This is a genomic window from Desulfoluna spongiiphila, assembly GCF_900101345.1.
In the GTDB taxonomy this organism is placed as follows: domain Bacteria; phylum Desulfobacterota; class Desulfobacteria; order Desulfobacterales; family Desulfolunaceae; genus Desulfoluna; species Desulfoluna spongiiphila.
In genome coordinates this window covers 241,323-267,157 of record NZ_FMUX01000001.1, presented here as the reverse complement: position 1 = coordinate 267,157, position 25,835 = coordinate 241,323, and the positions used below count along the sequence as shown (strand labels likewise).

General features: G+C 57.1%; 22 protein-coding genes and 1 riboswitch. Of the genes, 17 read left to right on the top strand and 5 right to left on the bottom strand.

Features of this window, described 5'->3' with window-relative positions:
- Window positions 1-41: 41 nt before the first annotated feature.
- From BLQ12_RS01170 to BLQ12_RS01150, 5 genes are all read left to right on the top strand, one after another.
- A complete protein-coding gene (locus tag BLQ12_RS01170) occupies window positions 42-839 on the top strand; it encodes a MinD/ParA family protein (protein WP_254781936.1) in 798 nt (265 codons plus the stop codon).
- Between the two features lie 109 nt (window positions 840-948).
- A complete protein-coding gene (locus tag BLQ12_RS01165) occupies window positions 949-1,710 on the top strand; it encodes a FliA/WhiG family RNA polymerase sigma factor (RefSeq protein ID WP_226859939.1) in 762 nt (253 codons plus the stop codon).
- A 6-nt stretch (window positions 1,711-1,716) separates the two neighbouring features.
- Window positions 1,717-2,829, top strand: coding sequence for a hypothetical protein (locus BLQ12_RS01160; RefSeq protein WP_092207441.1), 1,113 nt, complete (start codon window positions 1,717-1,719; stop codon window positions 2,827-2,829).
- 126 nt (window positions 2,830-2,955) lie between these two features.
- The gene (locus BLQ12_RS01155) at window positions 2,956-3,438 is read left to right on the top strand and encodes a DUF6115 domain-containing protein (RefSeq protein ID WP_139163795.1); all 483 of its coding nucleotides are present in this window, start codon (window positions 2,956-2,958) and stop codon (window positions 3,436-3,438) included.
- 250 nt (window positions 3,439-3,688) lie between these two features.
- Window positions 3,689-4,060, top strand: coding sequence for a VOC family protein (locus BLQ12_RS01150; RefSeq protein ID WP_092207437.1), 372 nt, complete (start codon window positions 3,689-3,691; stop codon window positions 4,058-4,060).
- On the opposite strand, the gene BLQ12_RS01145 is transcribed toward BLQ12_RS01150, so the two are convergent.
- Window positions 4,057-4,536 (bottom strand): flavodoxin family protein, encoded by a 480-nt coding sequence (locus tag BLQ12_RS01145; protein ID WP_092207435.1) that lies wholly within the window; start codon window positions 4,534-4,536, stop codon window positions 4,057-4,059. The two genes, BLQ12_RS01150 and BLQ12_RS01145, sit on opposite strands and share 4 nt — an antisense overlap.
- A gap of 149 nt (window positions 4,537-4,685) precedes the next feature.
- A complete protein-coding gene (locus tag BLQ12_RS01140; protein ID WP_092207433.1) occupies window positions 4,686-5,147 on the bottom strand; it encodes an Lrp/AsnC family transcriptional regulator in 462 nt (153 codons plus the stop codon).
- A 548-nt stretch (window positions 5,148-5,695) separates the two neighbouring features.
- On the opposite strand from BLQ12_RS01140, the gene BLQ12_RS01135 reads away from it, so the two are divergent.
- From BLQ12_RS01135 to BLQ12_RS01125, 3 genes are all read left to right on the top strand, one after another.
- On the top strand, window positions 5,696-6,886 hold the full coding sequence (locus tag BLQ12_RS01135) for a glycine C-acetyltransferase (protein ID WP_092208123.1): 1,191 nt from the start codon (window positions 5,696-5,698) through the stop codon (window positions 6,884-6,886).
- Between the two features lie 474 nt (window positions 6,887-7,360).
- Complete coding sequence (gene tdh, locus BLQ12_RS01130) at window positions 7,361-8,398, top strand: L-threonine 3-dehydrogenase (RefSeq protein ID WP_092207431.1); 1,038 nt, start codon at window positions 7,361-7,363, stop codon at window positions 8,396-8,398.
- Window positions 8,399-8,507: 109 nt separating this feature from the next.
- A complete protein-coding gene (locus BLQ12_RS01125) occupies window positions 8,508-9,032 on the top strand; it encodes a lipocalin family protein (RefSeq protein WP_092207429.1) in 525 nt (174 codons plus the stop codon).
- A 39-nt stretch (window positions 9,033-9,071) separates the two neighbouring features.
- Here BLQ12_RS01125 and BLQ12_RS01120 read toward each other — a convergent pair whose 3' ends face one another.
- Both BLQ12_RS01120 and BLQ12_RS01115 read right to left on the bottom strand, forming a co-directional pair.
- Window positions 9,072-9,542 carry a pyridoxamine 5'-phosphate oxidase family protein gene (locus BLQ12_RS01120; protein ID WP_092207427.1) on the bottom strand — a complete coding sequence of 157 codons (471 nt, stop codon included), beginning with the start codon at window positions 9,540-9,542 and terminating at the stop codon, window positions 9,072-9,074.
- A 14-nt stretch (window positions 9,543-9,556) separates the two neighbouring features.
- Entirely contained in the window at window positions 9,557-10,138 is a 582-nt protein-coding gene (locus BLQ12_RS01115) for a TetR/AcrR family transcriptional regulator (RefSeq protein ID WP_175469415.1), read from the bottom strand.
- A gap of 441 nt (window positions 10,139-10,579) precedes the next feature.
- Here BLQ12_RS01115 and BLQ12_RS01110 point away from each other — a divergent pair, with 441 nt between their 5' ends.
- A complete protein-coding gene (locus BLQ12_RS01110; RefSeq protein ID WP_092207423.1) occupies window positions 10,580-12,100 on the top strand; it encodes a DUF1254 domain-containing protein in 1,521 nt (506 codons plus the stop codon).
- 129 nt (window positions 12,101-12,229) lie between these two features.
- Here BLQ12_RS01110 and sstT read toward each other — a convergent pair whose 3' ends face one another.
- Window positions 12,230-13,483 (bottom strand): serine/threonine transporter SstT, encoded by a 1,254-nt coding sequence (gene sstT, locus BLQ12_RS01105; RefSeq protein WP_092207421.1) that lies wholly within the window; start codon window positions 13,481-13,483, stop codon window positions 12,230-12,232.
- Window positions 13,484-13,887: 404 nt separating this feature from the next.
- Window positions 13,888-14,115, top strand: a riboswitch (cobalamin riboswitch).
- A 293-nt stretch (window positions 14,116-14,408) separates the two neighbouring features.
- Here sstT and thiC point away from each other — a divergent pair.
- The 8 genes from thiC (at window position 14,409) to BLQ12_RS01065 (ending at window position 25,724) form a co-directional block, all read left to right on the top strand.
- Entirely contained in the window at window positions 14,409-15,731 is a 1,323-nt protein-coding gene (thiC, locus tag BLQ12_RS01100; protein WP_092207419.1) for a phosphomethylpyrimidine synthase ThiC, read from the top strand.
- Window positions 15,732-15,947: 216 nt separating this feature from the next.
- Window positions 15,948-17,015 carry a nicotinate-nucleotide--dimethylbenzimidazole phosphoribosyltransferase gene (cobT, locus tag BLQ12_RS01095; protein ID WP_092207417.1) on the top strand — a complete coding sequence of 356 codons (1,068 nt, stop codon included), beginning with the start codon at window positions 15,948-15,950 and terminating at the stop codon, window positions 17,013-17,015.
- A 521-nt stretch (window positions 17,016-17,536) separates the two neighbouring features.
- Window positions 17,537-18,538: a methyltransferase gene (locus tag BLQ12_RS01090; protein WP_092207415.1), complete on the top strand. Its 1,002-nt coding sequence runs from the start codon at window positions 17,537-17,539 to the stop codon at window positions 18,536-18,538.
- Window positions 18,539-18,702: 164 nt separating this feature from the next.
- The gene (locus BLQ12_RS01085) at window positions 18,703-19,353 is read left to right on the top strand and encodes a S24 family peptidase (protein ID WP_092207413.1); all 651 of its coding nucleotides are present in this window, start codon (window positions 18,703-18,705) and stop codon (window positions 19,351-19,353) included.
- A gap of 261 nt (window positions 19,354-19,614) precedes the next feature.
- Window positions 19,615-20,811: an LPS export ABC transporter permease LptF gene (gene lptF / locus BLQ12_RS01080; protein WP_092207411.1), complete on the top strand. Its 1,197-nt coding sequence runs from the start codon at window positions 19,615-19,617 to the stop codon at window positions 20,809-20,811.
- Complete coding sequence (lptG, locus tag BLQ12_RS01075; protein ID WP_092207409.1) at window positions 20,808-21,884, top strand: LPS export ABC transporter permease LptG; 1,077 nt, start codon at window positions 20,808-20,810, stop codon at window positions 21,882-21,884. The genes lptF and lptG overlap by 4 nt, the downstream gene beginning before the upstream one ends.
- Before the next feature lie 106 nt (window positions 21,885-21,990).
- Window positions 21,991-23,082, top strand: a complete 1,092-nt coding sequence (gene lpxK / locus BLQ12_RS01070) for a tetraacyldisaccharide 4'-kinase (protein WP_092207407.1) — start codon at window positions 21,991-21,993, stop codon at window positions 23,080-23,082.
- A 626-nt stretch (window positions 23,083-23,708) separates the two neighbouring features.
- Window positions 23,709-25,724, top strand: coding sequence for an LTA synthase family protein (locus BLQ12_RS01065; RefSeq protein ID WP_092207406.1), 2,016 nt, complete (start codon window positions 23,709-23,711; stop codon window positions 25,722-25,724).
- Window positions 25,725-25,835 lie beyond the last annotated feature (111 nt).

Genomic DNA, 25,835 nt, shown 5'->3' with positions numbered 1-25,835 from the left:
CTTCCGTTCGCAGAGGAGGCTTACGCGCATCCTCAACGCGCGTGATTTCCATCACCAGCGGCAAAGGAGGCGTGGGGAAAACCAATATGGTGGCCAATCTCGCGGTGGCGTTTGCAGACATGGGAAAACGGGTGTTGATCTTTGACGCCGACATGGGGCTGGCCAACGTGGACATCATTTTCGGTATCCACCCGAAGTACCACGTGGGGCATGTTATCACCGGAGAGAAGGAACTTTCCGAGGTGATAGCAATGGCTTCCGGCCGGGTCGGGGTGATTCCGGCGGCGTCCGGTGACACGGCCTTTGCCGATCTCACCGAGGGGCAGAAGCTGAGTCTTCTGGCTGAATTTGAGGGGCTGGATAACCTTTACGATATTATGTTGATCGACACGGCAGCCGGGATTTCCTCAAATGTAATTTACTTTAATTCAGCTGCTGAAGAGTGTATAGTGGTGGTTACCGGTGAGCCGACGTCGGTAACCGATGCCTACGGCATGATCAAGGTCATGTTCCTGAACGGCACGAAGCATTTCAAGTTGCTCGTCAATATGGCCCGCGGCCTTCAGGAAGCCAAGGCGGTTTACGCCACCTTGAGCCAGGCGGCGGACAGGTTCCTTAAAGGGGTCGTGCTTGAGTTTGTCGGCTATGTTCCCTTTGATGATCATTTGAGACAAGCTGTCGTCGGGAGAAAACCCGTAATTGAGCAATACCCTGCAGCCGCATCAAGCAGAAGTATTACTAAAATAGCTGAACAGATCCTCAAATCCCCGTCCGGGACACCCGGTACCGGCAACATTTCGTTTTTCATGAACCGCCTGATTTCCGGGGAGAACCCCTAGCGCCTTCAGCCGGTCAGACAGTCGAGGGGGGGAGAGGTCCATATCTGCGGACGTTGTTGGGCGGTTCAAAACGCCGGTGACGGACGTGTCGGATAATCGGATCGTTTGAATGACGTCTGCCTACGAAAAGAAAATTGAGAAGAGGCGATGCCACTTTTCACCGCTTGAGCGGGATGAGATGATCCGCAAGTACGCCTATCTGGTGAAGTACATTGCCGGACGCGTCGCGTCGCGCCTTCCCGCCAATGTTGCCTTTGACGAGCTGGTGAGCGCCGGTTCCCTTGGGCTCATCGACGCGGTGGACAAGTTCGATCCTGAAAAGGATGTGGGGCTTAAGACCTACGCCCAGTATCGCATCAAAGGGGCCATCCTGGACGAGCTCCGAAGCATGGACTGGTATTCACGGTCCATGCGGAAGAAGATCCAGGATGTGGAAGCCGCCGTTCAAAAGATTGAAGCCCGCAAAGAGAGGCCCGCCAGCGATCTGGAAGTGGCCGAAGAGCTGGGCATGCCCCTGGAGAAGTACTACAAGACCCTCTCCGATATCCACAGCGCAGCCATCCTCAGCCTGGATGCCTGCATCCGCAACGACGACAGCGACGAAGGCAGCGGCAGCACCTTTTCCGAGGGCATCCGAAGCGAGGACGACCCGTCGGATTCGGTGATGAAAAAAGAGCTGAAACAGGTTCTCATCGAAGCCATTCAACGGTTGACGGACAAGGAGCAGACGGTGATCTCCCTGTATTATTACGAGGAGATGACCCTGAAAGAGATCGGCAAGATCATGGATCTCACCGAGTCCCGTATCTGCCAGATTCATACCCAGTCGCTGATCAAACTTCGATCACGCATTCGCCGATATCAAAAGTAGCGCCGTATGTCCCTTCCCGATTCGAGCCCATATGCCGATAACTTTGTTTCACAGGACCAGATCGACACCCTGCTCAAGGGAAGGGGCGATTATGCGTTTCCCGACGGAGAGGATCCGCTGGGGGATATTGCCGATTTTATCAACACCGATGAGATTGATCGCCTTCTGAGTGACGACGAGCCTGAGGGCGTCCCCAAATCCAACAGGGAGGATGAGATGACTGACGAGCTGCTTCCTGAGGATGATGGCCTGGAAGACGAAGACCTGTCCATGATCTCCATGGACGATATCCAGCGGGTGTTGTCCGAGGACGACCCCGAGGCGCCGGAAGAGGCTTCCCTGGATGAACTTTCCCTGGATGAAATTGCTGGCGAGCCCCAGGGAGAGCCTGCGGAAAGTGAGGAAGACCTCATCAGCCAGGACGACATTGACCGCCTTTTGAAAAACAGCGGTGTCGATGCCGAAGAGCCTGCCAAGGAGGAAGAAGATGGGTTTCAGATCTCCGATGAAGAGATCGAGACCATCCTCACCGATACCCTTGAGGACCCGCCCCGGACCCGGGCGGACGAGACGGTCGTGCCGGATTCCGAGGTGCCTGCCGAAGCGATGGACGAGGCGCCTTCCGAGGAACCATCCGGGGGGAAAAAGAAACGGGTCCTCATTGCTGCCGGGGTGGTCTTGTTTTTCCTGCTGGGAGGCGGCGCCGGCTGGTTTTTCCTTAAGGGCGGCGATGACCCGTCCGTGCCTGTTGACCAGCTTGTGGATTCCATGGGGCTTGAGCAGACGGCGGTCCCTGCAGATGCAGGGGCCACGGGGGAACCTCAGGTTGTGTCCCGCCTCGAGAATTTTTTGATCCCCGCTGCCGACGGGAATGATTATGCCTTTGTGGCCACCCACGTGGTGCTCACCATCAGGGGGGTCAAACGGGACCCCCTGGCAGGCTATGAAACCTTTTACCGGAAGCGCATCTACGATGAGCTGGCCGCGCGGCTTGCCACGGTGTCCGGCGAGAAGCCCGTGGAGCGCGAGTTGCGTGAGCTGGTGCGTAAAACCGCCGGCGCCCTTCTTACAGAAGGGGTGATTGACAAGGTTGTCCTGGAGGATTACCGCCTTATGTAAGCCCTGCGGGCAGGTGGCCTGGTTTGTCACCGGACTGACAAGGCGCCTGAGGCATTTTTTGACGGTGCGTGATGTGTATCGCCATGTTTATTTTCTGCACGGCTATCAGGAGATAGGGAAAAGCCCATGACTCTGCATACGATGCTGGCATTTCTGCTCTTCGGTTTGGGCACAGCCTGCCTGGCCCTGGCCCTGTCCGAGTTGATCCAGACCCGACGCACACGGCAACGCCTGGAGGCGGAATCCGTGCGCGCGGCTCATACCCGGGTGCTCTCCTTGCTGGAGCCCGTCCTGGCCGAGGCCAAGGCCGTGGCCGACGCCTTTGACGGGCACGTGGCGGAAAAACGGCTTATTGTCACAGAGTTGAACCAAAGTCTCGAAAAGCGCATCGCGTCCTTAAAGCTTTTCCTCAATCGCGCCGATGCCCTCATGGCACGCCAGCAGCAGAGCGCCGCCGAAGAGGAAAACGCCGAACAGCGCATCTCCGAATCCCGACAGAAAATTATCCAGCTTGCCGCCAAGGGGCTCTCCGTGGATGAGATCTCCGAGCGCCTCACCCTGCCCAAAGGGGAGGTGGCCCTGGTGGTGGGGCTGCGAGGCGGAAGATAGGGCCAGAGGTTCGGAAATGCTGCTGTGCAAGGTAATTATGCAACTTGCCTCCGGCGGGTCGCTTTTTTGAAACGAAGCACGGGTGCGAAGAAGCCAAAATCATTTGAAAAGTTTGCTTAAGATCTGTTTGTCAAATTTTTTAAACGTTTGGCCCCCGGCAGGGCCGCCGGAGGCATAAGCTTCATGGTCGCGAGTGGTTCATTGCTTTCCGCCAGCCTTATTGAAGGGGCTCGAAGCGAAAGGGTTTCCCATGCAGATAGCGTTTGTAACCGTTGGAACCGATGACATTGATGCCTCGGTGCGTTTTTATACCGAGGCCCTTGATTTTCAGCTCACCAGTCGCCTGGCCCCGTCCCCCGGGGTGGAGCTGGCCTTTCTGACAGACCCTTCAGGCATCAAGGTGGAGCTCATCACGCGGGACACCGATCCCCCTGTTACCAACGCCGCCTGCTCGGTTTTCCTTACCTTCCATGTGGACGATATCGACGCCACCTACGCCCGGCTTTCAGAAAAAAAAGCGCCGGGGCTTAAGAGCCCCAAAACCCTGCCCGGGGGATTGAAACTGCTGCTGGCCAAAGACCCCAACGGGGTGGTGCTGGGGTTTATTGAAGAGACGGATTAAGTCAGCGATTCGGCAAATGCCGCCACCTTGCCCAAGGTGATTTCGTCTTTTTCGCCATTTTGAACGGAGAGGAAGGCTGGGGCCATTGGCTTGGCGACCCCTTGGAATTTCTTGCCTGCCCTGGCATCTCCCTTGCCCGCAAAGGTGCAGAAAAATCCCATGGCTGACCCGTTGATGTGTGTCGCGTTTTGGGTGATCCAGGTGCGGATTGCGGGGGCAAGGTTGCCGTACCATACCGGGGTGCCGATGATGATTCGGTCATAGCCTGACGCGTCGTGGGTGGAGGAGCCGATATCCGTTTGCCTCTGAAACAGGGCGTCTATGCCCCCGGTAAGGTTTCCGAAAAAGCCATCCCGGCCCTTGAGATCGATGACCTCCTCCATGTCGACGTCGCAGCCCAACCGCGCCCGGATTTTTTCTGCCAGTGCCTTGGTGGTTCCGCTTCTTGAGTAAAAGACGAGTAATGTTTTTCGCATGTTCTTTGCCCGGTATCTGAGGGTTTCAGGCTGTCTTTCAGCCTTTGAATGTCTTTACATATTTCTTATCAGATAAACCGGGGTTGCGTCATGCCAAGAAAACGGATGCAGAGGACGGCAGGATCCGCTTGTGGCTGGTGTGGTGCTCATCAGTCTGAAATATCGGCCCATTTGTTGATGGCCTCAAGGAAGACAAAACTCTCCGTTCCCCTGACTCCGCTTATGGTGGCAAGGTCTTCGATGAGGAATTGCCTGAGCTCGCTTCGGGAGTCCACAAAGACTTCGATGACAAGATCGTATCGCCCGGTGACGTTGTTGACGGACTGAACGCCCTTAAATCGTGAGATCTGCTCCATCACCTCTTTGTTTGCAGGCTCTTCCAGGTTGATGCCGATCTGGGCCATGATGCAGTTTTCGAAAAAGAGCGGATCCACGGAAGCGCTGATTTTCAGGTAGTCGTTTTTGATCATTTTTTCCACGCGAAGCCTTACCGTACCGTCCGATACCCCAAGTTCCCTTGCGATGTTCTTGTACGATTCGCGTCCGTTTTTCTGCAATGCCTTGATAATGGCCCTGTCGATGTGGTCTGTCTGAAAACTTCGCTCTGACATATGGTTTGTCCCCTGGTCCTGTGGAAGGGAAAAGGCCGGGAAATACAGTCACCGCTCCGGCCCTGCCTTCGGATTTCATAACGCGCCTGTCGCCTGATGAATATACCTTGATTACCCCACGAAGATATCGCGGCACAACTCTTTTTTCTCTCCTTGCGGCGACCTTTAATCCTTGGACAGGGAACGTATTCTTTGAATCGGTGTTTCTGGGGATCGGATTCGAGGCATCTGGTCACCCCAGGCCAGGGATTCGAGGTCGGGTGGTGGCTTGAAATAAGCTTATTCGAGATTTGGTGATTCAAAATTCATTATTTCGTATTTTTTTGTCGGTAATTTTACGTAATGAGTAATATTTGTATGATAATTTGATTGACAACCCATAACGGGTGTGCTTTTACAATGATTAAGAGATGATGAACCGGAAAAGGCTGCCCCACCTCTCCATGGGGCGACGACAGGGCCCATTTTTTGCCGGTCGCGCATCATCGCGAGCCTTTGGGTCCATGAAGGGCCCGCTTATCTGCCTCAACAACCCATGGGGGTATGCCATGAAGACGGAACTGCTGACGCACCTTGCCAAAGAGACGGAGGCCTTGAAGGCTGCCGGCCTCTACAAAGAGGAGCGCGTCATCACCTCTCAGCAGCAGGCTGAGATCAGCGTGAAGGGAACCCGCGAGGTCATCAACCTCTGCGCCAACAACTACCTCGGCCTCTCCAACAACCAGACGCTCATCAATGCGGCCCATGCCTCCCTGGACCGGTACGGGTTTGGCATGAGCTCCGTGCGGTTTATCTGCGGTACCCTGGATATCCACAAAGAGCTGGAGGCTGCCTTAAGTGGCTTCCTGGGCATGGAGGATACCATCCTCTACAGCTCCTGTTTTGATGCCAACGGCGGTCTCTTCGAGACCCTCCTGGGGCCCGAGGACGCCATCATCAGCGATGCCCTGAACCACGCCAGCATCATCGACGGGGTCCGCCTCAGCAAGGCCAAACGGTTCCGGTACGCCAACAACGACATGGCAGACCTCGAAGTCCAGCTCAAGGCCGCTAAAGGATCCCGCTTTATCCTCATCGCAACGGACGGGGTCTTTTCCATGGACGGGACCATCGCAGACCTTGCCTCCATCTGCGACCTGGCCGATGCCTACGGGGCCTACGTCATGGTGGACGACTCCCATGCCGTGGGCTTCACCGGCGAGACAGGCCGGGGTACCCACGAGCTCTGCGGGGTCATGGGTCGGGTGGACATCATCACCGGCACCCTGGGCAAAGCCCTGGGGGGTGCCTCCGGCGGATACACCTCGGGCAAAAAAGAGGTCATTGACTGGCTTCGGCAACGCTCCCGTCCCTACCTCTTCTCCAACACCCTGGCTCCGGTGGTCACCGCCACCTCCATCGCCGTCCTCGACCTTCTCAAATCCAGCTCCGAGCTCATTGACACCCTCAAAGAGAACACCCGGTACTTCCGGGCAGCCCTGGAAGAGGCCGGCTTTGACCTCGTCCCCGGCAACCACCCCATCATTCCCGTGATGCTCGGAGACGCCACCCTGGCAAAAGAGATGGCCACCCGCCTTCTTTCCGAAGGCATCTACGTCATCGGGTTCAGCTTTCCGGTGGTCCCCAAAGGCAAGGCACGCATCCGTACCCAGATGTCCGCAGGTCACACCAAGGCCCACCTGGACAAGGCCATTGCCGCCTTTATTAATGTAGGGAAAGAATTGCATATCATTGAATAAAAAAGCCACCGGCGGCAAGGTGGGGGCACCTTGAAACCCTGTGGCGAATGCATGGAGGTCGTCTTTACTCCGGCGTTTTCGGGGCATTCGCGTGACGTCTGACATTCGGCAACCGTCTCTGCAGGAGATGTCCATTTCATTCTTCTGAAAACACTCCATTGAGCCTGCAAATCTGGGGTGCAGGGACTCTGCCCTGCTTTCCGGAGTCACGGCGGTCAAAGTTGATAATCAACAAGTTACGGTAACGTATCCTGTTGCTTCGAAGCTTGTGGGCCAGCTCGCACAAACCCTCAGTTTTTATGTCGGGCGAAGCCCGAGCCGAAGGCCCTTGCGCTTTGGCCCTAGGAACGAGGGACAAAGCGCAAGGGCAATCAGCTTTCGAGGTGGCTCACCTCGCTGCCGGAGGCATTTTTTTTAATATGTTACCAGACAAGGCATTTTTCCATAACCCGACCACAGTAGATGAGGTAAGCGATGGAGACAATGAAGGTGTTAAGCAAGGCAAAGCCCGAAGCCGGGATCTGGATGGAAGAGGTCGATGTTCCCAGGCCCGGTCACAACGACATCCTGATCAAGGTGAAGAAAACCGCCATCTGCGGGACCGACATCCATATCTACAACTGGGACGAGTGGTCGCAAAAGACGGTGCCTGTCCCCATGGTCATCGGCCATGAGTTTGCCGGGGTCATCGTGGAGGTGGGAAGCGAAGTGGAGGGCTACAAGGTGGGGGACAGGGTGTCTGCCGAGGGGCACATCACCTGCGGCTACTGCCGGAATTGCAGGGCGGGAAAGCGGCACCTCTGCCGAAACACCGAAGGCATCGGCGTGAACCGTACCGGCTGCTTTGCCGAGTACATCGCCGTGCCCGCGGTGAATGCCTTCCGGATTCCCGAGGGCATCAGCGACGAGACCGCTTCCATCCTGGACCCCCTGGGCAACGCCACCCACACGGCCCTCTCCTTTGACCTGGTGGGAGAGGACGTTCTCATCACCGGGGCTGGGCCCATAGGCATCATGGCCGTTGCCATCGCCCGGCACGCCGGGGCCCGCCATGTGGTCATCAGCGACGTGAACGATTACCGCCTGGACCTGGCACGGAACATGGGGGCCACCCGGGCCGTGAACGTCTCCCGGGCCAACGGCTCCATCTTCGATGCCATGGACGAGCTGGGTATGAACGAGGGCTTTGACGTGGGCCTTGAAATGTCCGGCAGCCCCCACGCCTTCCGGGACATGCTCGAAGCCCTGAACTTTGGCGGCCACATCGCCCTTCTGGGCATCCAGCCCCCGGAGACTGCTGTGGACTGGTCCCAGATCATCTTCAAAGGTCTCAAGCTCAAAGGCATCTATGGCCGCGAGATGTTCGAAACCTGGTACAAAATGAGCAGCATGCTCCAGAGCGGCCTGGACATCTCGCCGGTCATCACGCACCGTTTCGGTATCGACGACTTCCAGAAAGGCTTTGACGTCATGCGTTCGGGGGACTCCGGAAAAGTCATTTTGGAGTGGTAGCACGCCCCATGATCGGGTTGCCACAGGACAAGCCATGGGATCCGGATAGGTCGCCGATGCCAGCTTATGGAAAACCCGGACCCCCCGGATCAAAGATTAAGGAGCAGGCATGAAGAAGCTTATGTTTTTGAGCGTTGTGTTTGTGGGCCTTACGGGGTGTTTGGGTGTTCCAGATTCAGTTTCGCCTGTCCAGGGGTTTGACCTCCAGAGGTATCTGGGTACATGGTATGAGATTGCGAGGTTGGACCACTCCTTTGAGCGAGGGTTGGAACAGGTCACCGCAGAGTATTCCATGCGTGAGGACGGCGGTGTGCGTGTGAAAAATCGGGGATTTTCACCGGGTAAAAACCAATGGCGCGAAGCCGAAGGCAAGGCATTTTTTGTGGGCGAGCCCAGTGAAGGGTATTTGAAGGTTTCGTTTTTCGGACCGTTCTACGGGTCCTACGTGATCTTTCACCTGGACAAAGAGAACTATGGGCATGCCTTTGTCTCCGGGCCCGACACCTCGTACCTCTGGCTCCTGTCTCGAAGCCCTTCGGTTGACGGGGAGGTGCTGAAGGCCTTTGTGGCAACATCAAAGGCCCTTGGATTTAACACGGATGAGCTGATCTATGTGAATCATGAATCAAGGTGACAGGTCTTGAGCTCTCCACAGGCCCCTGGCATCTCTGCCTTACGATGGGTTCATTTTCCCCAGCTCCACAGGCTCGATACGAATCACCGTAAACTCCCGCAGCTCGCTCATGTGTTTCCACAGGATGTCATGCCCCTTGAGCCGGCGAAACAGGCGGACTTTATCAAGCAAGGCCCGGCGCTCTTCTTCTGTTGCCTGACGGCGGGCCCCGGCTTCACACACCAGCCGTATGGCAGGCTGGCTTTTAAACTTTCCTCTCCACAATGCCGCCGTCCAGAATCCAATCCCCGGAGCCACAGCCATGATGCTCATGCGCGGATCCCGCTCCAAGTTGTTTCTCATGTGCTCAGGAAATTTTTCGAAATAATAGCCTTGCCCTTCACCGGTAAAAAGAACGGAGCCGATGGGAGAGACCCTCGGGCAACCGTCCGGGTCCACCGTTGCAATGGCTGAATGGGGAACTTTGCTGAAAAGGGATACGACGTCCGACCATGGGATATCATGTTGCATGGTTTCCTCCGTTGTCAGGTGCTGGTTTCCGGCATCTTATACAACTCGCTTTTCATCAGCTTGATGAGTGCGTCCCGCTCATCGCCGGCAATGGCAGGCGCCACCATGCGCGTGCCCACAAAAAGCGAGTATCCGATACGGGAGAGAAGGTGTGCCCTTTTGGCATCACCGGAGATGTCCAAAAAGATGTTGAACAGGTAATCCATGCGCATGGCATCGACTCGTTCCAGAAAACGCAGCGCCAGTGCATCCCGCTGCGCCCATGCGCGAATGCTGGTTTCCGGTCCATGGGGCAGGTTGTTCGAGCTTTCGACGATGGCATCAAAACGCTCTACGGCGCCGGCTGCCGTGTCTGCCTGCTGCATACTCCCGACAGTCCAGTCGTTAACCCAGTGTTCAAGCATGCGCTCAAGGTAGTCTTCCCGGCCCTTGAAGTGATGATAAAACGAGCCCTTGGTCACGTGCAGCTTTTTACACAGGGCATCAATGGTCAACTGCTGGATACTGTGCTCCGCAAGGAGGTTCAGTCCGGCGTCCAGAAGCTCAACAGCGCTGCGTCTGGCCTTTTTGTTTTCGTTGTCCTTCGGTTTTTTCAAAACAGTTCCCCCCTTTATTCAATACCATACGGTATGGTATGTTTGCACGATGGGTTGCTGGGAGTCAAGCGCAAGGGGAGACTATTTTTTAAAAAAGTGAGTGGTGACAGCATAGGCTCCCATCCTTTTACGGCTTGTTTCGTTGGAAAGAAGAGGCAGATTACGCTGGACTCCGTAAATGTGCCTGTGAGATACTTGCTGCGTATATCTATCTTGAATTAAAGACGAATTTTTTTTGTTCTATCCTCCTCATTTCGTCCATCACAACCTCGCCTCGCCATTTTCAGCCTCACTATTTATGATCTCGTCCGCAGGGGTGACGGCACAGGGAAAGACAAAGCACCGGACTGCCGTCCGGTTACTGTTCCGAACCGGCGGGGCGCACGGTGTGGCGTTCGTAGAAAAAACGATCCATAACCCCAGGAATCAAGGAGAAACGTCATGAGAACGAAGCTGTCGGTTTTCGCCTTGTTGTTTTTGTTCGGTATGGTTGGGCTGCTCTCGGCCGGGCAGGCCGCCATGAAGATGACCACCGAGGTGCCCGCGGGCATTTCCACGCCGGACAAGCTGGAGACGTCCATCGGGGTCCTGACCGGCTTCGATGGGGTACCCGATGCGGCCACGATCCAAAAGGTCTACGACCAGCTTGATCTCCAGCGTGCGACCCAAGCTTTTCTCTCCACCATTCCCATTGCCTCGATGTATGCCATGGAAAAGGGGCTTCTGGCATTCGGGCCGGCAAACAGCACAGCCCTTCTTTTCGAAGACCTCATGGACTCCAAATCGCTGTGGCTGACTCCGAACACTGTGTCGGTCTACATGGCGGCCTGGATGGAACTCGGGGAGGAGCCCATGGTCATCGAGACACCGCCCAATGTGCTGGGGTTTATCAATGATGCCTGGTTTCACTATGTCGTGGATTTCGGCAACGCAGGGCCGGACAGGGGCAAGGGCGGCAAATTTCTCATTGTTCCGCCAGGCTACAGGAAGGATGTACCGAGCGGGTATCACACGGTAAGGACAGAGACATACGGACATTGGGTGGTATGGCGGGGGTTCCAGGTGGGCGGCTCGCCCAAACCGGCTGTGGAGGCAACCAAGAAGGCCTTTCGCATCTATCCCCTTTCTAAAAAGAGCAACCCCCCGGAGATGGAATTCGTGAACGTATCCGGGACATATCACAACACCATACACAGTATGGATTTTCATTTCTGGGAGGAGATCGACGCACAGATCCAGGCCGAACCCGTCCAAGGGCTCGACCCTGAAATCCGTGGGCTCCTTGCTGCCATCGGCATCGAAAAGGGGAAAGATTTCGCACCGGGCGAGCGCATGAAAAAAATCCTCACCGATGCCGCAAAGATCGGCTCGGTGACGGCACGGGCCCTCACGGCCGTCCCCCGGGATCAACGCCATTACCTCTATCCGGGGGAGCGTGTCTGGACCAACCCTTTTATAGAGGGGCGCTACGATTTTTTGATGGATGGAGTCCGGTTGCTCGACTCTCGGATCTACATGCATTTCTATGCCACGGGGATCACTCCTGCCATGGCGATAAAGAACGTGGGCAAAGGCTCGCAGTACGCCATTGCTTACCTCGACAAGGACGGCAACGCCCTTGACGGCGGCAAGACCTACAAGATCAACCTCCCCAAAGACATCCCGGCTAAGGATTTCTGGTCCTTTACCCTCTATGACAACCAGACTCGAGCCATGCTGCAGACCGACCAGCGATTCCCCGGCATCGACAATCTCCGGGGAGGCCTGAAGCAGGGCAAGGACGGGTCATACGATATCTACTTCAGCCCTAAACCACCAAATGGCCAGGAAAACAACTGGATCCAGACCGTGCCGGGCAAGGGATGGAACACGATTTTACGCCTCTACGGCCCCTTGGAGTCATTTTACGATAAAACCTGGAAGCCCGGAGATCCTGAGCTGATCGATTCGTCGAGCCTGTAAAAGACAGAGAGGAAAGCTTTCAAGGGACTGGCTCCGCAGCAGGTCCGGCGGGCCTTTCCCCAAATAAAAAGGGCCCCATGGGAACGATTCCCAGGGGGCCCTTTGTGTTGTCTCTCTAAGCGCGGAAACTTATGCAGCAGCAGCTGTCTCGGCTTCGGTCTCGGTTGCGGCAGAGCCCTTGGCGTTGAGATCCGCAGCGGCGGTGAACAGGACGTCGGTGGAGCTGTTCAGCGCGGTTTCAGCAGAATCCTGGATGACGCCGATGATGAAACCGGCGGCAACAACCTGCATGGAGATCTCGTTGGGAACGCCGAAGAGGCTGCAGGCAAGGGGGATCAGAAGCAGCGACCCGCCGGCAACCCCGGAGGCCCCGCAGGCGGAGACGGAGGCGATGATGCTCAGCAGCAGCGCCGTTGCCATGTCGACCTGGATGTTCAGGGTGTGGACGGCTGCCAGGGTCATCACGGTGATGGTGATGGCGGCTCCGGCCATGTTGATGGTGGCTCCCAGCGGAATGGAGACGGAGTAGGTGTCCTCGTTGAGGTCGAGGCGCTTGCACAGGTCCATGTTTACGGGGATGTTGGCGGCGGAGCTGCGGGTGAAGAAGGCAGTGACGCCGCTCTCACGCAGGCAGGAGAACACCAGGGGGTACGGGTTGCGCCGGGTCATGAAGAAGACGATGGCAGGGTTTACCACCAGGGCGATGATGAGCATGGCGCCCAGGAGCACCTGAAGCAGGTGGGTGTAGCCGGAAAGGGCGGTAAAGCCGGTGGTGGCGATGGTCTGTGCCACCAGGCCGAAGATGCCCAGCGGGGCAAACCGGATGACCAGCTTGACAATGCTGGAGACCCCGTTGGAGATGTCGTGCAGGAAGGTTTTGGTTGTTTCACCCGTGTGCTGGAAGGCGATGCCCAGGGCGATGGCCCAGGCGAGGATGCCGATGAAGTTGCCCGTGGCCAGAGCGTTGATGGGGTTGTCCACGATCTTGAAGAGAAGGGTGTTGAGTACTTCTCCGATGCCGTTGGGCGGCGTGGCTGCCGTTTCCGAGGCCACCAGGGTCATGTTGGTGGGGAAGAGAAAGCTTAAGCTGACGGCCACCAGCGCCGCCATAAAGGTTCCCACCAGGTAGAGGCCGATGATGGAGCGCATGTTGGTGTGGGCGCCGCGCTTTTGGTTTGCTATGGAAGAGGCGACGATGACAAAAACGAGGATGGGTGCAACGGCCTTGAGCGCCTTGACGAACAAGCTGCCGAACAGACCAGCTGAGTTTGCGGTATCCGGTGATGCAAGGGCGAGGATCACGCCTGCAATGATTCCGATCACAATCTGCAGTACCAGGCTTCCCGATGCGATTTTTTTAAAAATCCCTGTCACTTGATTCATGAATTTCCCCCAAATTGGTTAAATATTCCTTATTCCACTAACACCAATTCATAGGGGAAATATCGCTTATATGTCAATATTTTATTTGGAAATAGGCTTATTCGCAACGTGGATGCCTTGATTTTGCGAATTCATCAATCTGCGGCCGGGAGCTGGTGGGTTACAGCTGCATTGCGTACGAAAACCAGCGGGGTATAAGGAGCTTAGGGGGAACATTAGGGGCGGGAAGTGGCAGGGGGGGGGCCGCGAGACCGTTTTTCATGGCCCGTGATCGCTCCGTGGCCTAATGAGGGTATGCATGGAAGGGAGCCTGTGGTGTATCGGGAAAAGGGCCCGGCAGGCACGGTGTCATTTTCTCCTTGACGCTCTTCGCCGATTTCGTGTAGAGCATGGGCAGTATCCGGTAACAGGGTACACATTCAATTTGTCATACGGTGTCATGCAAACGGAACTACGGTGAAAATCCGTGACGGTCCCGCCGCTGTAACCGGGTGGCCCGACGCAGGTTGGCTTGCTTTTCTTCAGGAAAGATCAAGGCAACAGTCACTGCTTCTCTTGAAGGGGGGCGGGAAGGCGCGGCGGGAGAGTTTAACCCCGGAAGTCAGAAGACGTGCATGAGACTTACGTGACCGAGTTCGATGGCAAAGGGCTCTGCGGTACATCTGTATGTACCGCAGGGCCCTTTTTTTATTGCCTGAAATCGGGTGTTCGACCGGCACGGGTTGGTGTCGGCCGGTTGAAGACTTTTTGGGATCCGGGAGTTGTCAGGTTCGTACTCCTTGACTGTCCTGCAACAGACGGATTCCAATGACGGTATCGGGTACATTTCCGGGTGGAACCGGGACACTGTCGAAATCGGTGGCCAAACGAATCATTATGGCGGCACGGGCGTGCCTGCCGATATGTTTGAAGGAGAAGAGATACAATGGCTGTAGCAAAAACCCAGATTGAATTGGCCCGGGAGGGCGTGGTTTCCCCCCAGATGCAGCAGGTTGCCGAGAAAGAAGGGCATGCCCCCGAACGCATTCGTGAGCTGGTTGCCAAAGGGGAGATCGTCATCCCCAACAATCCCAAGCACAAAGGCCCTGCCGTGGGCATCGGTACCGGTCTCCGGACCAAGGTAAACGCCTCCATCGGGACCAGCTCCGATATCTGCGATATCAAGAGCGAAATTGAAAAAGCCCTGGCCGCAGAGGAAGAGGGCGCCGATACCCTCATGGAACTCTCCGCCGGAGGCGATCTGGACCTCGTCCGTCGCGAGGTGCTGGCAGCCACCAACCTCCCCCTGGGCAATGTGCCCTTATATCAGGCCTTCAAAGAGACCGGGCGCAAGTACCAGGATCCCTCCAAGCTCGATCCCGAATACCTCTTTGACCTTATCGAGCAGCAGCTGCAGGACGGCCTCTCCTTCATGGCCATCCACTGCGGCATCAACCAGTACACCATTGAGCGTCTTCGCGCCCAGGGTTTCCGTTACGGCGGTCTTGCTTCCAAGGGCGGCACCTTCATGGTGGCATGGATGGACGCCACCAAGCGCGAAAACCCCCTCTACGAGCAGTTCGACCGTGTCTGCGCCCTCATGAAAAAATACGATGCGGTGCTCTCCCTGGGCAACGGCATCCGCGCCGGCGCCATCCACGACAGCCATGACCGCGCCCAGATGGCCGAGATGATCATCAACTGCGAGCTGGCCGAGCTGGGCCGTGAGATGGGCTGCCAGATGATGGTGGAAGGCCCCGGCCATGTGCCCCTCGATGAAATCGAAGGCAACATCATGCTTGAAAAGCGCATGAGCGGCAACGCCCCTTACTACGTCCTCGGACCCATTCCCTGTGACACCGGCGCCGGGTACGACCACATCACGGCCGCCATCGGGGCTGCAAGTTCCGCCCGCTTCGGAGCCGACCTTATCTGCTACATCACCCCCGCCGAGCACCTGGCCCTGCCCACGGTTCAGGACGTGCGTGAAGGCGTGAGGGCCACCCGTCTGGCCACCCGCATCGGGGATATCGCCAAGTACCCCAACCGTCGTGAGACTGAGAAGATGGCCGCCATGGCCCGTCGCGAGATGCGTTGGGATGACCTGGAGAAACACCTCCTCTTCCCGGAGGTGGCCAAGTCCATCCGTGCCGAACGCTGCCCCGAGAATGAAGACACCTGCACCATGTGCGGCGACTTCTGCGCCATGAAAAAGGGCATGGAAGTGTTCCAGCCCGACATCAAAGGCGATAAAATTTACAAGGGGTAGGTTCGCGAATGCTTCAACCCTCGTGCCTCGGGTTGTCGCATTCGTTGACGGGCTGCGCCCGTGCTTAACGGCACGGGTTATTCACGTTTTTGGCGACGACGATTTTTCAGGTTGCTTACCCGTTCCCCATGGTGCCATTACCCAACCACTGGCATCATGGGGGGACAGGCCATGCAACCGGCGTTTTTTATATTTGATCATGAGGGGGGCTTCTGAATGAAATTGCTCGAAAAGACCATTGATTCCATTGTCGGGATTGATCGCGGGATGGAGCAGCTGGCGCTTGCGCGCCTGGCTGACCAGGCGCGGCCCCAGGGGAGTTTGGGGGTTCTGGAGCCCCTTTCCGCGAGGCTTGCCGCCATTGCCGGGGTCATCGACGTCAAATTAGAGAAGAAGGTTGTGGTGACCTGCGCCGGGGACCACGGTGTGGTGGAGGAGGGCGTGAGCCTGTTTCCCCAGGAAGTGACCGAGCAGATGGTCCACAACTTCGTGATCAAAGGGGCCTCCATCAACGTCCTTGCAAAGCACGCCGGGGCAGAATCCCTGGCCGCGGACATCGGTGTAAAGGCCGAATTTGATCCGTCCCTTCCCATCATCCATAAGAAGGTGGCCCGGGGCACCGAGAATTTTACCAAAGGCCCTGCCATGACCCGTGAGCAGGCCGTTGCGGCCATTGAAGCCGGGATTGAGATCGTGGAAGAGCTTGTGGCCGAAGGCCGGCTGGACATGCTCGGCACCGGGGACATGGGGATCGGAAACACCACCCCCTCCACGGCCATCATCGCCGTGCTCTCCGGGGAAAAGGTGGAAGACCTCACCGGCCGGGGCACAGGCATCAACGATGCGGCCCTTCAGCGCAAGATCGATGTGATCAAACAAGGGATCGAGGTGAACAGGCCCGATCCCACGGACCCCGTGGACGTCCTGGCCAAGGTGGGCGGCTACGAGATCGGCGCCCTGGCAGGGCTCGTCTTGGGCGCTGCCGCCCACGGCATCCCCGTGGTGTGCGACGGGTTTATTTCAACGGCCGGGGCCCTCATCGCCGGCGACCTGGCCCCGAGGGCCAAGGAGTACCTCTTTGCAAGCCACCGCTCCGTGGAGGTGGGGCATACCTTCATGCATGACCACTTGGGCGTGGATCCCTTGCTGGATTTGGGCTTCCGATTGGGCGAAGGCACGGGCGCGGCCCTGACCATGGAACTCCTGGATGCCTCTACCCGCATCCTGGCTGATGTCCTGACCTTCGAAGAAGTTGCCATCAAAGATCCCCATACCAAAGGGTAAGGTCTTTTTTGTGATCGGTTGTGATACGATGCCCCTGCATGACGCCATGCAGGGGTATTTTTGTTTTGACCATTCAGCTTATGCCTCCGGCGGCCCTGTCGGGGCTAAGCTTTCAAAAAGTTTAACAAACAGGTTTAAAACAACAGATCCCGTCCAGCCTTGATCAAAGGCGGATGTGATTTTCCCCGAGGACCGAGGGGAAAACGCATACGCAACCCGCTTTCAAGGTGGCTCACCTTGCCGCCGGAAGCAGCCAAGTTAAAACTGCCTCCGGCGGCCCTGCCGGGGGCTAAACTTTTAAAAAGTTTAATAAACAGGTTTTAAAAAATAGATTCGGTTTAATCTGAATCAATGGCGAATGTGATTTTCCCTGAGGAACGAAGGGGAAAGCGCATTCGCAACCTGCTTTCGAGGTGGCACACCTCGCCGCCGGAGGCTTTCTTTCATGCACTTTAACCATAGAAGGCAGCTTTTTGGAGCTGAATAGTGACCTTTTTGCTTGTGATTGTTGAGGAGGATGCATGGGTGAGATGACACCGTATTTGAAATTTAAAAGCCTGCTGACGGGGTATCGCCAGTACCGGTTGCTGGAAGCCGCCTTTGATGCCGGGGTGTTTGACATCGTGGGGGCGGGCTCTGTAACGGCAGAGGCCCTTTGCGGTAAGGTGGGGTGGGACGTTTCCTTTGGCTCCCGCGCCCTTGGGGCCCTTTGCGTTCTGGGCTTTTTAGAGGAGACCCCCCAGGGCTTCCGGTTGTCCCGGCATGGTGCCCTTTTCTTTGGGACTGGGGCTCCCCATCCCATGGCCGGTACCCTGGTCTTTGAAAAACGTCTGTTCGATGCCTGGGAGCTTCTGGGGGAGACCCTGAAGACCGGGGAGCGGGTGTATTCGGCGACGGAGAAAAGCGAGGCCGAGTATAAAAAAGATCTGGCCCAGTACATTGAGGCCATGGATGAAGCGGCGCGGATTCGGGCGGAAGAGCTCTGGGCTTTGGTGATGCCGGAAAAGGAGGCGGGGCGCTTCGTGGAGCTGGGCTTCGGGTCCGGGGCTTACAGTCTCGCCTTTCTGGATCGGCACCCCGGCTGGAGCGGTTCCCTTGCGGATCTCGACGATGTGGTGGGCTTTTTTGCCGAAAAAAAGGCACACCACCCAGCCTTTGGCCGCATCGGCCTCTCCTGCGTGAACCTTCTTGAGGAGCGCTGGGACCTTCCCGGGTGCGAGGGAGCCGACCTTCTCCTGCTTTCCAATCTGGTGCACTGCCAGGGGGATGACGAAACCCTTGGGATCGTGCGTCGCGCAGCGGCTCTCCTGGCCGGTGGCGGTACCCTGGTCGTCCATGATTTTTACAGGGATCGGGGCGAGGCAGGGGGCCTGTACGACCTTCACATGATGCTCAATACCTACAACGGAAAGGCCTATACCACAGGGGAGATGCGGGCCATGGTGGAGGCGGCCGGGCTCGTCTTTGCCGGGGATCTCTCTCTCCCGTCGGGTTCCTGCGCTGTTCTGGCACGAAAAATGTGAGCCTTGAAACCCTTTACAACCCGCCGTCCTCTGGCTATGATTCCGGCATTCTTGGGTCACACGTTCGACACTGACGCAGGCTTCCGGCACAGACGGGGCATGCGTCCATAATGGTCTTGGATCGACAGGACGCGAGGCGTCCGACACGATGAAAGAGTGGGATTATGAAGTGGGACAGGGAGGTGTTTCTCCACAATCTGGAGGAGCTGGTGACACGGGAGTATGGCGGGCGGCTCGGTGAACTGGACCGTACCGTCGGTCTGACCGGGGCCTTTGAATCGTGGCGGGACGGCACGTCCCCAACCATTGATGCTATTTTCAGGATCTGCCAGGCCTTTGACTGTGACATCACCTGGCTCTTGAACGGGTACAAAGGGGGAGAAGGGGCAGGCATGGTCAATGCCCTGGTGTATATTCCCAAGTACCGCGCGACCCTTTCAGGTGGCGGCGGCTCCTTTGAGACCACGGCTGAAGTGCTCGAAACCTGCCCCTTCGGGGAGGTCTGGCTCCGGAACAAGGGCAATCCGTCGTCCCTGGTCCTGTTTGATGTGGCCGGTGATTCCATGGCCCCCATGATCTTAAGTGGCGACACCGTCATGGTGGATCGGTCCCGCATCGGGGACGAGGGCCGGTTCAAGGGGGGGATTTTTGCCTTCCGCGAAGGGGACACCATCAAGGTCAAGCGGCTTTTTACGGAAGGCCTTTCCGTTCGTGTGCTGTCCGACAACAAAGCCGAGGCCGTGGACTATCAGGCTGATCTCACGAGCTTTGAGGTAATTGGAGAAGTTGTCTGGGTGGCCCGGGACCTTTTATAATCGCTTAAGTCAAACGCGCCTCCGGCGGTTAGGTGATTCATGTTGAACGCTGGCTGGCCATTGTACCTGTTGTTCTTTCAAGCAACCATGAGCACATGGGCCAAGATGTCCAAGTGACAGTTCCCTTGGGTGGGATTCCACGGGATAGTACCTGCCGGCTGATCGACACAACCTGGCACGACCTGTTTATCAAACTTTTTAAAAGTTTGGCCCCCGGCAGGGCCGCCGGAGGCGTTTTTAGTCTTTATATATCAGTGATAGGTGACCTCCATTACCATTATCAACCGCTACATTCTGAAAGAGCTGTTGCAGCCTTTTTTGTTGTGCCTGGGCTTTCTCAGCCTTGTCTTTCTTCTGACCAAAATCATCGACATCACCGACCTGGTGGTGAACTACCGGGCGAGCCTCTCCACGGTCCTTGCCATGGTGGGCTACACCCTTCCGGTGATGATGCAGTATACCCTGCCCATGTCCGTGATGATGGCGGTGCTGCTTACCCTTCTGCGCATGTCCGCCGATCGTGAGATTGTCGCCATCAAGACCGGCGGTGCCGGTCTCTCCGCCATTTTGTTTCCGGTGGGGGCTTTCTGTGTTGTGGGCTCCCTGCTGACCCTGGGCGTGACGGTGTATGGGGTGCCCTGGGGGAACTACTCGTATAAAAAAATGGTGGTGAATATCGCATCCGCAGGTGTGGATGCCTCCTTGAAAGAGGGGACCTTCAACACCAATTTTGACGGCGTGATGCTTTATGTGGAGCGGATCAACCCCGAGGACAAGAGCCTCCACGGGGTGTTCATCAGGGACACCCGGAACCCCGAAAGCGAGGTGGCCATTTCGGCCCCCCGTGGGGTGCGGTTTTTCTCCAAGACAGCCGAGACCCTGACCCTGCGGCTTTTTGACGGCGAGGTCAATCAGGTGAACCTTGCGGACCGATCGGTCAATGCCATCGCCTTTTCCACCTATGACATCCGGGTGAGCTTCGGCAAGCTGCGCTCCGACAAGAAGCTGGGGGCAAAGGCGCGGGACGAAATGAGCCTGTCCGAGCTTTCCGATTACATTGCATCGGAGAAGAAGGCGGGGCGCAATCCCGATACGGCCATCATGGAGATCAACGAAAAATTCGCATTGGCCCTGGCTGCCCTGACCCTCGGGATCCTCTCCATTTCCCTGGGACTTCGCAGCGCCTTTTCCCGCAAGAGCTCGGGTATGGGCCTGGGACTGGTCTGTTTTCTTCTCTACTACGTGATGCATGCCTCGGGATGGTCCCTGGGCAAATCCGGGGTGGTGCCACCGGAACTGGCCCTTTGGATGGGCAATGCGGTTATGGGCAGTGCGGGGATCGTTTTTCTTGTGCGGGTCTCCAAGGAAAAGACCCTGGGCTTTGATGTGCTGGGCGGGTTGATTACCTCGTGTGTTCGCCGGGTAGCAGGGCTCTTCCGGAAAGGAGGGCGGGCATGACGATTGTTCAGCGGTATGTCCTGAAACAGTTCTTCAAGTATTTCGCCATGATCCAGGTGGTGGTTTTTTTCCTGGTGGTGGCCATCGACTATCTCTCCTGGATTTCAAAGTTTCTCAAGGCGGATTACAACCTCCTCGACGGGGTAGGGTTCGTGGTGATGAGGAACCTGGGGATCATTGTGATGATGACCCCGGTGTGTGCCCTGTTGTCCAGCGTGGTCCTGTTCGGGCTCATGCGCAGGAACAATGAGGTGGTGGCCCTTATGGGCGGGGGGATCAGCACATGGAAGCTCGTAAAGCCCCTTGCGTGGGCGGGGGTCATTCTGACCCTTCTGGTCTTTACCCTGGCTGAAACCCTGGTTCCCATAGCCCTGAACAAAGCCACACACATTCGCATGGTGGAGATAAAAAAACGAAATATCCAGACCACCCACGGGAACAACATCTGGCTGCGACACGGGCGTGAGATTATCTACATCAAGCACTACACCATCGCCACCAAGACCCTTTCAGGGGTTTCCGTCACGCGGTTTGCCGACGGCTCCTTTGTCCCCGTCCGGCGGGTGGATGCGGCAAGCGGGGTCTACACGGGAAGGGGATGGTCCCTGAAAGATGCCATTATTCAGGAACCCTCGGACTCGGATGGTCAGCGATCTCAGTATGTGTCCGCCGCCATCGACATGGTCGGCGTGATGCCCGAGGATCTGGGCAGCGTGGTGAAACAGGCCCGTGAGATGAGTTTTTTCAACCTCTGGGAGTACATCCGTAAGATGGAAAAAGAGGGGTACGACGTCACCCGGTACCGGGTTGATTTCCACGCCAAGATGGCTTTCCCCTTGCTTTGCCTGATGATGGTGATGATCGGCTCCGGCATTGCCCTGACGCGTGAGCGCCATGAAGGGATCCCCATTTCGGTGGGGATCGGCATTGGAACGGCCTTTCTCTTCTGGGTTTTCTACAGCCTCTGCCTCTCCCTGGGGTACGGGGAAATGCTGCCCCCCTTTGTTGCCGCCTGGGCTGCCGATGTGGTGTTTCTCTGTGCGGGCGGGCTGCTGCTGCAGGACGTTGAATGATGATCGGGGCTTGTTTTACCGGTGCGATGAAGGCTTGCCTTGGCACCGGTGGCCCTATTTTATTGCCCCTTTTCGCACCCGGGGCTCCGGGTGACCATGTGATTGTATGGGAAAAATGACGGATTACATTGAACGTGCCTTTGAGGATGACGGCAAGACCTCTCCTGTGTCCCCCAAGGTTGCCCTGCTGGGGCTCTCCAAGGTGTACGGCGCCCTGGGGCGGGTCAAGCGCCTGGCCTATGAAAAGGGGGTGCTGGAGGCCAAGCGCCTGCCCGCAAAGGTGGTGGCCATCGGCAACCTGACGGCCGGGGGAACGGGCAAGACCCCCATGACCCTTTTTGCCGCCCGCTGGTATCGTCAAAAAGGGGCCCGGGTGGTCATCGTGAGCCGGGGGTATGGCGGGAGCCTTTCCAAAAGGGGGGCCGTGGTCTCCGACGGAGACGTTGTGTTTCTCTCCCCCCATGAAGCCGGGGACGAGCCCGTGATGATGGCCGAGCAGCTTCCCGGTGTGCCCGTTGTCATCGGCAGCGATCGGGTCGCAGCAGGCATGGAAGCCTGCGATCGGTTTCGACCCGATGTGGTGATTCTGGATGATGCCTACCAGCATATTCGCCTTGCGCGGGACCTGAACATTCTCCTGGCCGATGCCAGCCGTCCCTTCGGCAACGGGCATGTGCTTCCCCGGGGGCCCTTGCGCGAACCCCTTTCCGCCTTGTCATGGGCCGACGCCGTGGTACTCACCCGGGCCGGGGATGGGGCTGCGGGGGATTTTTTGAGCCACCTTTCCGGTGAGCTGAAATCCAGGGCCGCTGCCCTTCCGGTTTTTGCCTCTTCCCACCGCGTCTCCCTTTCCGATGGGGCGGGAACACCCATGACACCTGATGCGCTGGGCCCTGCCTTTCTTTTTTCCGGTATTGCAAAAAATCACGCCTTTGAAGAGGGGGCCCGGGCACTTGGGGTGTCCATTGCCGGAAGCCGTTTTTTCGGGGACCATCACCCTTACACAGAGGCGGAGATCACCGCCCTGGAAGCCCAGGCCAGGGACTGTGGTGCCTCCGTCCTGCTTACCACGGACAAGGACAGGGTCAAGGTGCGAACCATGACCACCATGCCCCTTGCCACCATCTCGGTTTCCATCGACTTTGGTGAGGATCTTTCTGCCGTCACCTCCCTTCTGGATATCCTGCTTCGCCCATAGGTACGGCCTGGCCTTTATGGGTCGTTTTCAGTTGTTTTGCTCCCCTTTTGCGGGGGCTCCCCACGGGTCAATCCGGCGGTAATCGTATGGGAAATACGCTTTCATGCTGTGAAAACCCCCTGTTGTGTGCTATTGACCTAGTTGACGATTCTATGTCAACGCCGGAGGGGAGTTCGTGTGGGAGCGGCTCCCCTCCGGCACCTCTCCAGAAAAACAATACGCCTTTATCCTGGCATCTTCCGTGCCCTCCTTTTGTGCTGATCCCCATTTTGTTTTCAGTTTTTCGTATACTCTCCTGAATTTTTATGACTGATTTTAAACGGATAGCCCGTTTTTTAATGGGCGTGGCCCGGAGTGGTGCTTTATATAGGGTACGAGGCCGGGCTGTGGTCCGGCCATGGGTAAAAATGGGTTTTATTGTTCATTGAAATGTATTAAAAAAGCCACCGTACGATGGCTTTGACTGAATTAAGGTAAGAAGCCATGGAAGAGATCACTCCGGGGTGATCGGAGACCGTTGCCGTGGGGCAACGCCGATGACGCCTGGGGGATAGGCACCGGTGGCTTTGTCCGCAGGGGAGAACGTCTGCCAGTGGGTGCCGGAGTTGTGTTGCTGGAGGCGTTGTATGCAGTACCTGAGTAAGTTTCGTCCGTCGTGGCGGGCGTTTTGTGTTGAGTTGCAGAAGGACATGAAGTTGCTTTTTATGTTGATCCTTTCGTTGCAACTGTATCGTCTGTTTGTTCTCGTAATGTTTCGCCATGCCATGGCGGGGAGTGTCGGTCCTTCCGGTTACGTTCTTGCCTTTTTCAGCGGGCTTCGGTTTGACGGCCGCGTGTCCGCCCTTATCCTGATTCCCACCTTTCTCGTATCGATTCTGTGTGCCTTTGTTGATTTAAAAGCGGTGGCTGCCGTGGTTCGGGCATGGATGGCGCGGATTGGGCTGCTGATGAACGCCATCGTTTTTTCGGTGAATTTTATGTTTGTCACCGAGTACAAAGACACCTTCAACCAGTGGGTTTTTGGGGCCGTGTACGATGATTTCGGAGCCGTCGTCAAATCAGCCTGGACCACATACCCCGTGGTGACCATTGTCGCGGTTGCGGCTCTTTTTTATGTGGCCGCCTTAAAGCTTGCCCTGGCGTCCATCAAGACGCCGATCTTTCCGGAGACGTGGTTCTCTTTTCTCGGCAAGTCCCTGCCGTTGAAGGTGGTGACCATGGTCTGCATGCTCGGTATCGTGACCTTCTGTGCGCGGGGGTCGGTTGTGAGCAGGCCGGTCCAGTTGAAGGATGCCTCCGTAACCCGGGACTCCTTTGTAAATAGGATGGTGTTAAATCCCTGGTCGGCACTTCGGTACACCCTCAAGCACCACAAGAAGGTGGCCAGTGCGGCCGGTCTTGAAAGCATCCTTTCGGGCGGGGATATCGAAGGGGCCGTTGAAACGCTTTTCGGTGCGGCCTCCGGGGGATCCCTTGATAATACCATGGCCAGAACCAGCCGGGGGGCGGCAGCGGTTCGGCCCAAGCATATTTTTTATTTTGTCATGGAGAGCATGGACAGTTGGTCCACCCTGGAGCGATATCGCTCCCTGGACCTGATGCCCGAGATGGCACGCTTAGGGCGGGAGGGGTTGCAGGTCCGGTCCTTTATCTCCGCGGGCAGCGGGACCATGGTCTCCCTTTCCGCCATTATGACGGGGCTTCCCGATGTGGGGGTGATCACCAACTACCAGCCCGCCGCCCAAACGCCTTTTCCCACCTCCATGGCGCCTCAGTTCAAGGCCCTGGGGTATAAGGCGAACCTGTTTTACGGGGGGTACCTTTCCTGGCAGCGCCTTGAAGATTTTGCCCTGAATCAGGGCTTTGATGCCTGCTACGGCGGCAACCACATGGGGGATTGGCTGGAGGGCAACGAGTGGGGGGTGGATGACGGGGACCTCTTCGACTTTATCTTGAAACAGCTTGATAAGGAGACCCCTTCGTTCAACCTGATCCTCTCCACCTCCTATCACCCTCCCTACGACCTGGATGTGTACGGCAAGGGTTTTCCTTTGAAGGATATTCCGGCGGAGCTTAAGGAGGTGTACGACGGAAAGATCCCTCTGGGGACCTTCGGGCACCTGTGGTACTCGGACCATGAGCTTGGACGGTTTGTACGCGAAGCGGAGAAAAGGTTTCCCAAGGCTTTGTTTGCCGTTACCGGAGATCACTGGTCTCGGAAATTTTTGAACGAACACCCGACCCTCTACGAGAGCCGCAGCGTGCCGTTTGTGCTGTACGGAAAAGAGGTACTCGACGGGGTTTCCATGCCGAGCCAGGTGGCCGGGAGCCATCTGGACATCATGCCCACCTTGCTGGACCTGGCAGCCCCCGAAGGGTCTGCTTACCACAGCCTGGGCACCAGCATGCTGGATCCGCATCGCAGGCAGGTGGGGATAGGGCGAGGCATGATGGTGACGCCGGGATTCATGATCTCCGGCAACCGGGTGGAGCGTCTTCCCTATGCTGAGGAAGCCGAGGCACCCGATTCATCTGAGGTCTCACGGCTTGTTCAAAGCTGGCGGGCCCTGGGGTGGTGGCGGATCATGAAGGGTGGCGAGCTGCCCGAAGAGCCAGACGTTGTGGCCGGGGTGTCGCATTAAGACCTGTTTGTCAAACTTTTTAAAAGTTTGGCCCCCGGCAGGGCCGCCGGAGGCATAGCCTGAATCGGTGCGATTCATTTGGGGAAAGGGCGACACGGGGAACCGTGTCGC